Origin of the sequence: Lactococcus hircilactis (assembly GCF_009601015.1) — a bacterium.
Taxonomy (GTDB): domain Bacteria; phylum Bacillota; class Bacilli; order Lactobacillales; family Streptococcaceae; genus Lactococcus; species Lactococcus hircilactis.
Genome location: NZ_WITJ01000016.1, coordinates 22,585 through 32,728 on the forward strand (window position 1 = coordinate 22,585; position 10,144 = coordinate 32,728).

At 34.5% G+C, this 10,144-nt stretch carries 8 protein-coding genes and 2 pseudogenes; 1 reads left to right on the top strand and 9 read right to left on the bottom strand.

What is annotated here, in order from left to right; all coding sequences use genetic code 11:
• Window positions 1-116: 116 nt before the first annotated feature.
• From GHI93_RS10415 to GHI93_RS10430, 4 genes and pseudogenes are all read right to left on the bottom strand, one after another.
• Window positions 117-1,979: a heavy metal translocating P-type ATPase gene (locus GHI93_RS10415; protein ID WP_153496992.1), complete on the bottom strand. Its 1,863-nt coding sequence runs from the start codon at window positions 1,977-1,979 to the stop codon at window positions 117-119.
• Window positions 1,980-2,237: 258 nt separating this feature from the next.
• Window positions 2,238-3,385 (bottom strand): IS3 family transposase gene (locus tag GHI93_RS10420; protein ID WP_153496993.1). Its coding sequence is split into 2 segments (ribosomal slippage): window positions 2,238-3,133 and window positions 3,133-3,385, totalling 1,149 coding nucleotides; the frame shifts between segments, so codons are not numbered across the junction.
• A gap of 73 nt (window positions 3,386-3,458) precedes the next feature.
• Window positions 3,459-3,824 (bottom strand): annotated as a pseudogene (locus tag GHI93_RS10425) (IS3 family transposase); the annotation flags it as partial.
• A gap of 130 nt (window positions 3,825-3,954) precedes the next feature.
• Window positions 3,955-5,211 carry an IS110 family RNA-guided transposase gene (locus tag GHI93_RS10430; protein WP_153496994.1) on the bottom strand — a complete coding sequence of 419 codons (1,257 nt, stop codon included), beginning with the start codon at window positions 5,209-5,211 and terminating at the stop codon, window positions 3,955-3,957.
• Between the two features lie 367 nt (window positions 5,212-5,578).
• Here GHI93_RS10430 and GHI93_RS12855 point away from each other — a divergent pair, with 367 nt between their 5' ends.
• Window positions 5,579-5,722, top strand: coding sequence for a hypothetical protein (locus tag GHI93_RS12855; RefSeq protein WP_170272436.1), 144 nt, complete (start codon window positions 5,579-5,581; stop codon window positions 5,720-5,722).
• Between the two features lie 234 nt (window positions 5,723-5,956).
• Here the strand turns inward: GHI93_RS12855 and GHI93_RS10440 are convergent, their stop codons facing one another.
• From GHI93_RS10440 to GHI93_RS10460, 5 genes and pseudogenes are all read right to left on the bottom strand, one after another.
• A complete protein-coding gene (locus GHI93_RS10440; RefSeq protein ID WP_011915262.1) occupies window positions 5,957-6,685 on the bottom strand; it encodes a ParB/RepB/Spo0J family partition protein in 729 nt (242 codons plus the stop codon).
• 4 nt (window positions 6,686-6,689) lie between these two features.
• Entirely contained in the window at window positions 6,690-7,448 is a 759-nt protein-coding gene (locus GHI93_RS10445; protein ID WP_014017408.1) for a ParA family protein, read from the bottom strand.
• Between the two features lie 9 nt (window positions 7,449-7,457).
• On the bottom strand, window positions 7,458-7,691 hold the full coding sequence (locus tag GHI93_RS10450) for a hypothetical protein (protein ID WP_058225115.1): 234 nt from the start codon (window positions 7,689-7,691) through the stop codon (window positions 7,458-7,460).
• A gap of 512 nt (window positions 7,692-8,203) precedes the next feature.
• Complete coding sequence (locus GHI93_RS10455; protein WP_153496995.1) at window positions 8,204-9,556, bottom strand: replication initiation protein; 1,353 nt, start codon at window positions 9,554-9,556, stop codon at window positions 8,204-8,206.
• 482 nt (window positions 9,557-10,038) lie between these two features.
• Window positions 10,039-10,144: pseudogene (locus GHI93_RS10460) on the bottom strand (IS982 family transposase); the annotation flags it as partial.

The window sequence follows — 10,144 nt, forward strand, 5'->3', positions numbered from 1 at the left end:
ATGATTTTATCAAATCATTTTTGATAAAATCATTATAAACTTTATTGATATCAAAAAAATGATTCCTTTCAAAAAAAGAAAACAAACCGCGTAAATTTTGGTTTGTTTCCATTCTTCTATTTCTCTCGATACCTAATCAGTCGCATGCCATTGACAATGACGATGAGGATACTGGCTTCGTGGACGAACATACCTGTGCCCATGTTGACAAAACTAGGTACTAATCCTGTACCTCCAAGAATTAGACCAGCCAGTAAAAAGAGCACAACTACAATCGCAATCACAATATTTTGTGTCATATTGGCAACCGTGCGTTTACTCAAACCATATGCATGGACAAGTTCGTCAAAACTGGATTTCATTAGCACGATATCGGACGTTTCAATCGCAGTATCAGTACCAGAACCCATTGCAATACCTATATTAGCAAGTGCCAAACTAGGAGAATCGTTGACACCATCACCGATAAAAGCAATTTTTTTACCAGAGTTTTTGAGTGATTTGACAACTTCAGCTTTTTCTTCAGGCATGAGATTGGCACGTACTTCATCGATGCCGAGTTGGGCGGCGACTGCTTTAGCTGTTGTCTCGTTGTCTCCAGTCAGCATAATCATACGAGAAATACCTTCGTGGCGTAGTTCTTCGAGGGATTCTTTGACACCAGAACGTATTTCGTCCGCAATACCATAAATTAGTTGCAATCTGTTATCAGCTGCGACCAAAACAACTGATGCACCTGAATCAGTGATTTCTGTGATGTCCTGTTTCTGCTCGGGAGAAATCGTAATATGATTAACCACCATCATTTTTTCATTACCAATCAATAGGTCGTCTGCGATGATTCCCTGTCCTTTAACAACGTCCGTTTTTTCAAATTTGATAGGATTGAATTTTCCGATCATGCGTACAACTGCCGTTGCTAATGGGTGATCAGATTCATTTTCTGCTGAAGCAACTGAATCAATCAATTCTTTTGAAGCACCATAATTTTTGACAACAACAACTTCTGTATTGCCTTTCGTCAGAGTACCCGTCTTATCAAACAGAAGCGTATCAATGTGACTGAAGGTATTCATAACATCACCTCCCTTGATAAGGACGCCTCTTTTTGCACCATTACCGATTCCTGCAACATTTGAAACAGGTGCACCAATCACGAGGGCACCAGGGCAACCAAGTACGAGAATCGTGATGGCTAGTTCTAGATTATGACTAAAAGCCCAAGTAATAGCTGCAATAACAAGTACCGCTGGCGTGTAATACTTAGCAAAGCGGTCGATGAATTTCTCGGCAGGAGATTTGGTATCTTGGGCTTCTTCGACAAGTTCAATAATTTTACCAAAGGTTGTATCTTCGCCGACTTTTTCTGCTTCTACGTAAATTGTACCGTTTTCTAAGATAGAACCTGCAAAAACTTTGGTACCAGCTTCCTTTCTGATTTCACGTGATTCACCTGTGATACTGGCTTCGTTGACATAGCCAGATCCTTGGTAAATACGACCATCAACAGGAATTTGACGTCCGGTTTTTACTAAGAGTTTGTCGCCAATTTCAACTTCATCGATGCCCATTTCTTCGCCATCAGCAGATAGGGCTGTGCTGGGTGCCATATTCGTGAGTTCTTTGATACTTGATCGCGTTTTTTCAAGCGTTTTTTTCTCCAAAAATCCACCGAAAGCGAAGAGAAAAGTGACAATTGCTGATTCTTCATATTCACCGATGAACAAAGCACCGATAACTGCAATAGAAACTAGCAGGTCAATCGAAATTTGTTTCACTTTGATTGCTTGATAGGCATGAATTGCAACAGGTATAAAACCGATAATACTTGCAATAATCATTGTCGAATTCCAAATCCATATTTGATTTACACCATATTTACCAAGGTATCCGAGTACAATGAGAATGGCTGAGAGGATAACCAAGTGATTACTGTGTTGTTGAAGTCGTTTTTGAAAGTTCAGTGTTATTTTTGCCATATTTTCTACTTCCTTTAATTTTCTTTATGATACTAGTATAGCGCTACCCTTACAGATAAAAATTGATAACTATCAAGAAAATAAAACGATTGAAAAAAGTCATATAATAAGGGAAAATGACTTGCTGCAAACAAGTCCAATATAGCCGAGTAAAAGTCGGTGGTCGTATTTAGTTCGAGAACCGTTAACTGATGTGCACCCCAAAAGTTAGACTTTTTTGGAAAGTCAACGAAAAACTAGACACGGAGTTAAGAGAATTTAAGAATTATATTTTTCAAAGTCTTTTGGAGACTTGTAATCAAGACCTGAATGCATCCTTTTTGTATTGTAATAGGTCTCAATGTATTTAAATATTTCTTGAGTAGCCTCAGCTCTTGTCTCAAAATGAGCATCATCAATAAGCTCCCTCTTTAGCGTCTTATAAAAAGACTCCATCATTGCATTGTCATAGGGATTTCCTTTACGACTCATGCTAGATTGAGCACCGACTTGACGAAGAGTAGATTGATAACGAGAGCTTGTATATTGACTCCCTTGATCAGTATGGACAATCAAGCCAGGCTGAGGCTGTTCTTTCCCACAAGCTTGTAAGAAGCAATCCCTCACCAGTTTATCTTGCATCCGTGAAGACATTGACCAGCCTACAATCTTACGTGAAAAAACGTCGATATTCACGGCTAAGTATAAGGTGCCTTCTTTGGTAGGGATATAGGTCATGTCTCCCAGCCATACTTTATTAGGAGCTGTTGCTTTAAAGATCTGATTAATTAAATTGGGTCTTGAAAGCGAAGCTCCTTTTCTGTTGTAATGTTTATATTTATAACGGCTTCCCTTGGCATAAAGTCCCATCAAGTGCATCAGTTTCCCAACACGTTTCGTGTTGGTCATAATACCAGTATTATGAAGTACCTTGGTAATTCTAACCGCACCATAGCGTCCCTTATGCTCATGAAAGACAGCTTTTATCTTCTCTGAGAGAATTTCTCTCTCCACTTGTTGTTTTGAAGGACGACGATGCATGTATTCATAGAAACCTGAGCGAGAAACCTTAAGAACTTTTACTGCATGCTTAATTTTTATCTTCCCATGATGTTTCAAGAGAAATTCAAAACGTTTTACTTGCTTCGCTTCAAGAAGACCCGGAACTTTTTTAGAAGTTCAAGTTCCTCCTGAAGATAACGATTTCCTTTCTCTAACAATTTAATCTTATGTTGGGCATCAGCTAGGGCTGTCCCATTGCCTGGAAAAGCACTTTCTCCATATTCTTCAACTTCTTGAACCCAGCGATAAAGACTATTGGTATGAACCTCAAGCTCTTGGCTGACTTCTTTAACAGAGTAACCCTCTTCAAGAATGAGTTTTACTGCAGAATTTTTAAATTGTTTATCGAATTTTCTTCTTGCCATAATAAACCTTTCCACGATTTCTCTTAACTTTGTGTCTAGTTTATTATAACCTTTCCAAAATACTTGGATTTTTTTAATTGTTTTGGTAATTCAAGCGAAATTGAATTGGACTCATCCAGTTCAATTTTTGTTTGATTCGTTTTGTATTATAGTACCTAATCCAGCTTACAATAACCTGCTCAAGTTCTTCGAAAGACGATAAGATATGTCCATAATAAATTTCTTGTTTAAGTAGCCCAAAGAAATTCTCCATGACTGAATTATCATGACCGTTTCCTTTACGGCTCATAGACTGAAAAATTCGATGGGATCTTAATTTAGAAACATAGTCTCTCATTTGGTATCCCCATCCTTGATCTGAGTGGAAAGTACGTCGATAAGGACAATCAGATGTCACAGCTACGGCTTTATTTAGAGCAGTCTCAATTGATTGATAAGTCTAGTGGTAATAAGTCAAATATAAAGTCACAGAATTCTTAGTAAAAATCTTAAAAAAAGACAGCACGAAAGATTCCAGTAAAAATTTACAATTTTTTACTAGGCCAAATCAAGGAATTGTGCAGATAAAACTAATTATCTTCCATAAACCTCCTTGGTGGCGTATAGGGTTGGTGATTGCGTAGTAGCACATCCACCAGACGCACAAGTTTTCTTGCGGTTAAAACGACGGCTCTCTTGTGTTTATGCTTAGGAACTTCGTCTTTCTTCTTGTAAAATTCTGCGTATTCCACGTTATACCTTCGTACCGAATCGGCGGCTTCGACTAGGTAATATCGAAGGTAACGGTTACCTCTTTTTACAAGAGAAGTATTTTGAGAAGAAGTATTTCCAGATTGGTTTTCTTTCCAATTTAATCCAGTATATTTAGCGACTTGAGGGTGGTCTTTAAAACGATCAATCTGACCAATTTCAGCGATAATCCCTGCGGCGAAAACCTTCCCTATACCAGGAACGCTTGTTAAGCATTGATATTCAGGGAGAACTTCTACCATGTCTTCAATCGCACGATCAATTTCTTTTATCATCTTTTCTAAGCTTCGTATTTCCCGAGCGAGAAGGCTGAGAACTGTATTGACAGAGTCTTGTTGTACATGAGATAAGCGGTAAGAACCAGTTATTGCAGCTTGAATCACTTTTGCTAATTTATCCGGGGCTTTAAATTTACCTCTTCCTAATTTCTGGATTAATTCTACGAATTTTTCTAGAGGGAGTGAAGCTAATTCATCGAGTGTGTAGTCTTCAACCATTAAAGTCATGATCGTTGCGCTCCAGATATTTGTACTCAATTGATGATTCTTTAATTCTATGGAAAGCGTATTACACTTGTAATAGATATTTTCTATAAAGTGCTGTTTGGTACGAACTAATTGTTCAATGAGTTGAAGTCTGGTTCTTGTGAGGTGCTGAAGCGCATTGTATTTTTCTTCTTTTAGGTAAGATTTTGTGAAGCGTTCAATACGAAAATAGTCCGCAATGTAGAAGGCGTCAAGCGTATCATTTTTATTTTCTTCAAAGGCTTCACGGTATTTCTTGATTTTAGCGGGTTGCTCAATTATGACCTCCACTCTAAGCTGTTTTAATTCAGAATCTTCGTAAAAAAACATTGCTGGATGAAAACTGTATAAAGATGTTGCCTCCATTCCAATAACAATGCGTTCAAAGTGGTAGATGTCATTGAAACGAAGGACTTGTTCTTTAATTTCAGAAGCCCCAATGATATCATTACCGAAAGTAGCAGAGAAAAGTACCTTCATCTCAATATCATTGGTCATGATACAGACCTCTAATTTGGTAGAGCTAATGTCTAAACCTACAAAACATTTCATTTGGAAGGACCTCCTTTCTTTTGATTAGGAAAATATACTTGACTACTGAGAGATTCCCCAGAATACTGTATCCCATCATCCTCGCTTATTAGAATACTCATCACAAAGGTTACTTACCGCCTGCTCACTACTAAGAGCAGAGTAATATCTGTGGAAACAGCTAGTGGGTTTGAAGTTGTGATACAGCTCGGGTCGCAGACTTACCTAGAAGACAAAGCAACAAGGAGGAGAACCATATTCCTTTTGAGTCCATTCCTAAGAATAATTATTCTGGGAAATATCACAATAGTCAAGTAAAGCAAAAATAAATTGATAGAAAATCGGGATAAAAAATCTCAATAATTTATATTATACGAGGAGGAAAAAGATGTCAGTTGACCGTTCATATAGCCCCTATGAAGTCATCCGTGCTTATCACGATAGAGGGATGATGAAATGGGGAGCATTTGCGACAGGAGAACTCACGAAGGCTCAAAATAGCGTTGAAAAAGAAAAAAAGATGATAAGGTAATTCAAACATTACCACATCATCTAGTGCTTCATCTTCTTAATCAGTCTTTTTCAAATCAAGTCCAAATCAAAGTTAAATATCAATCAAAAAATAAATTAAATGAAGTCTATGGTTTTGTATCAGAATTTATCAAGAATCAAGTGAGAATATAATCAACAGATAAAATCTATCTCATATCCATTGAACAAATTATAAATATTTCCTAAATAAAAAGGGGCTAATTTTTGCCCCTTTTTATTTCATCAACAACTCAATCAATTTTTTCTTGATTTCTTGTTCTTCTTCCGTTCCCTCAAACTCTAATTTTTCTAATTGAGTTTCAATTTTCTTTAACTGCGTGATTGGCTTTTTAGCGGTTTTCTTTTGGGGGCTAATTTTTGCCCCCTCTTCTTCTCCACCTTGTTCTTTAGCTTTTCTAATCAGTTTTTGAGCGGTATAATGACTGATACCAAATCTTTCGGCAATTAAGTCCCTAGTCTTTCCTTTAACAGGTTTTCCGTTGATTTGTACCCCTTGTTTTTTGGCTTTATCTAAAATATCCATATAGTCATCAATGATGGCTATTTTTTCTTCTTCTGGCATTTTTAAGAGCGAGCGAGTTTGTAGGTTAGTTTCATGCAACTTTAGTCTTGTTACAAGCTCGTCCTCGTCTTCATCAACTTTCTTAGCGAGAACTTCGTAATCTTCAGGGAGTCTATTTTCACTAATTAGTTTTTTAATAGCATTAAATCGTCTATGCCCTGCAATCAATTCATAGCTATATTTATCACGTTGTTTAACAAGAACGGGTTGTAATAAGCCTAACTCGTCTATGCTATCAGCTAACTTATCAATGTCAACTAAATCATAGTTGTTATTCTCATTTTCCTTTATCTCCTCAATAGGAATATTTTTTGTATTTGTTTTTTTTCGCTTGTGTTCGTCCTTGTTCATAAGGTCTGTAAATCCGAAACTATTACTCATTTTTTTAACCCCTTTTTACTATTTCATCAATAAGATTTAAATAATCATCTTTTACTTTAGAACTTTTAGAACTATCAATTAATACCTCATTCTTTAAAGCACTTTCTGTAACTGGCTTAGCTTGATGTCGTATTGTAGTTTCAAATCTATTCCCAGATATTTCTTGAATAAATTGTTTATCAATATTATTTCTGTTGACCATTGTGTAAAGTACGGTCACCTCTGTATCTAACTCATAATCATCAATAATTTGATTGATGTTCTTTAAAGTCGTTCTATAACCTTCAAGTGCAAATTTATCAATTTTTATTGGGATGATAATTTCATCACTCGCAATAATAATATTGAGAGTAATTAGATTAATTGTTGGAGCACAATCAATAATACAATAATCATATTTAGAATCTAGTTTCTTTAAAACTTTTTTTACAATGTTTGATGAATTACGATTGAATGAATTTCTTACTTTCAATTCACTTTCAGCAACTGCTAAACTTGAACCAATCATGTCCAAATTCTCACTTACGTTATAAACATACTGGTCAACATCATCTAGTTTTTCATCAACTATCAGTTCTGCAAAACCTTTATAATCCTCTTTCGAGCGTTCATCTTCAAGAAAAATACTTGTTGCATTAGCTTGCATATCTGTATCAATCAACAGAGTTTTGAACCCTCTATTTGCTAAACCTTTTGCTATATTTCCACTTGTTGTTGTTTTAGCAACTCCACCTTTTAAGTTTAATAGACTTATTGTTTTCATATTTTCTCTCTATTCTTTATTTATATTTTCATGAGTCTTTGCGAAATGATAAAGTCCCTCTAACGTTTCAAATTTAGTGTTACCCAATGTCGTTTTTCTATTTCTTAGGTTTGAAATCGTCATCCTAGAAACTTTTATTCCAATTTTTTCGAGTTCTTTCTCAATATACCAACCAGAAAAATTTTCGTCATCATCGAGTAGTCTCTGTACCACGTTTTTAATTTCATCTGTTACTTTTTCCATATCAACCTTTCTTCACAAATATACGATACTTGCGAAAACTATATTTTTATAATTCATTATTTCATTCTCAGCCCTCTCACATTTTGTGGTAAACATTCTTACTTTTTCTCTGTCCAAAGGTTTGAAGCAAGAAGTTGTTTTATTTTTACTATACATCTATTGTATCGTAAATTTATGTTTACGTCAAGGGTTTTTACGGTTTTTCTTAAATTTTTTATATAAAAATAAAGGGGGCTAAATTTAGCCCCCTTTATCAATTAAGAATCAAGTTTAATTCCCTCATTTTTTTGGAGGGAAATTTTGTCGAATATTGATAAGAACAATTAATTTTGATATACTTACTTATATCAAACCTCTCTGGTTTGTGGTAGCTTTTTGCTCTTTCTCTGTCCAAAAGGTTGAGAGTAAAAAGTTTTTTTTTAGAGGAAAAGTTCATTCATATATTCGTTCCAAAAAAGGGGCTAAATTAGCCCCTTTTTTTTCATACTTAATATTGAAGGTAAATATTTAGTTTATTTACTATCCCAAGGACCATTCATTGGTACATAGAAATCAGACGAACTATCAAAAACTAATTTATGTATATTTTGAGCCTTATACGTTGTTAGAAATGCTCTGTATTCTGAAAATTTATTTCCAAAAACAACACTCGGTCTAAAATTATTAATCATTTGATTGCTGTCTAGCTTCCAATCGATTGCTTTCATCTCAGCCACTTGTAACAATTCATCTATCGCTACACCACTTTCAAGCAATTTATGAATCGGTTGAAGAAGTTGTATATCATCTAGTTCAAATTGAATATCATAATAATTTGGTAAATGTTTAATTATTCCGTTTTCATCTAAATTAAAATTTACTTTTGATAAGTAATTAAAGTATTCTAATACCATTCTTGCTTCGTTTATAAATGGACTAGCTGTACCAGGAGAAGAAGTACGAGAATTCATAGATATATGATTGCTGCCTGATAAATCAGCATTAAATGGCGTATATGTAAATTCAATAGACTGTATTCTTCGTCCAGAAGTGTGATAAATATAATCTAAATTTTTAACAATTTGAGTTCCTTCAGGAGTAGTTAATTCTGATATTTCTTTAACCGCAGTTTCTAAATATTTTTTACGATTTTTTCTGAGGTCAAATACCTCTTTGGTGTTAAAGGAGTCTTCTTGAGTCTTCAATATTTTAAGTATTTTTTTATCAAAATCATCAATTCTCATTTTTGTACCTTTTGGAAAACTCCTAAACTCGCTTATAAAGCGGTAAACACGTTTGGAGTACTTAGATGGCAGACTATTGTTTATTCCTCTGTTATATTGTAAGTGTTCAACCGTTCTCCAATCTTTTGAATTGATTAAGTCATAAACATATAGCGGTTTATCAATCACATGCCCTTTTGCATCAACTTGTTCTGAACTAATTTGAGCATTAGAAATTGTGAGTTTTACTTCTTTTTTAGTACCATCAAAATCAATTACACTGAAAATATTTATTGTTTTCCATGATTTGGGAGTGCCATCATCATTTGTTTCTCTTACTTGATAGTACGAGAAATTTTTCAATGCCTCGTTTAAATCATACATTATTTTTTGTAGCCGTTTACCATTGTAGAGCGATTTCACACCATTTTTACGTGTTACCCACAATCCACCTAATTCCGCTAATTCCTGATAAGAAAATGTTACTGGTTCACTCCCGTTATAACGGTCTCTCAGCTCTCCAAGTATAGCATAAGTAATATTTTCACTTGCAGCATTTATATCTTCAGTAGAGAACATCTCAGGCAATTGACGGCTGTATTTAATATCTTTTCTAAATTTATCTTCACTATCAAGTTCATCAAGTAAATCGTAACTTTGCATTTTAACCCCTCTTTCAGTATCAAGATAAAATAATATCTGATTTAATCGTAAAAATTGTGTATTTTTCGTTCACTTTATAGAAGAAAGATAGAAAAACTTATATAAAATACAACATTTTTACGTCATAACCTTTGTTTTTATTAATATACACTATTTTTTTATTCTTGTCTAGTAATAATACAACATTTTTACGATTTACAGCAACATTTTTACGCCACAAGCAACATTTTTACGATTATATACAACATTTTTACGTCATAGGTACACAATTTTTACTCCCTAATACGCAATTTTTACGACATATGTACAACATTTTTACTCCCTAGTACACAATTTTTACTCCTCAGTACAACATTTTTACTCCTCAGTACAACATTTTTACGATATTAATAGCTATAAACCGTATGGTTAAGCCTTAAAATTGCCCCTTAATTGTAACTGTAACTATAACTATATATATATAAACCCGAATTGCTAGTTGATTATTTAGCCATGACTTGATACCCGATAGAATATCTTAAAGTCTCTGGTTCCAGTGATTTAGCTGATTTTAACAGTAAAGAATACGCTAAAAGTATCATCTCTAAT

Excerpts from the sequence above, each read along its gene's own strand:
- GHI93_RS10430 (WP_153496994.1), bottom strand. The coding sequence starts at position 5,211 with ATGAAATGTTTTGTAGGTTTAGACATTAGCTCTACCAAATTAGAGGTC.
- GHI93_RS10455 (WP_153496995.1), bottom strand. The coding sequence starts at position 9,556 with ATGCAAAGTTACGATTTACTTGATGAACTTGATAGTGAAGATAAATTT.
- GHI93_RS10415 (WP_153496992.1), bottom strand. The coding sequence starts at position 1,979 with ATGGCAAAAATAACACTGAACTTTCAAAAACGACTTCAACAACACAGT.
- GHI93_RS10445 (WP_014017408.1), bottom strand. The coding sequence starts at position 7,448 with ATGAAAACAATAAGTCTATTAAACTTAAAAGGTGGAGTTGCTAAAACA.
- GHI93_RS10450 (WP_058225115.1), bottom strand. The coding sequence starts at position 7,691 with ATGGAAAAAGTAACAGATGAAATTAAAAACGTGGTACAGAGACTACTC.
- GHI93_RS12855 (WP_170272436.1), top strand. The coding sequence starts at position 5,579 with ATGTCAGTTGACCGTTCATATAGCCCCTATGAAGTCATCCGTGCTTAT.
- GHI93_RS10440 (WP_011915262.1), bottom strand. The coding sequence starts at position 6,685 with ATGAGTAATAGTTTCGGATTTACAGACCTTATGAACAAGGACGAACAC.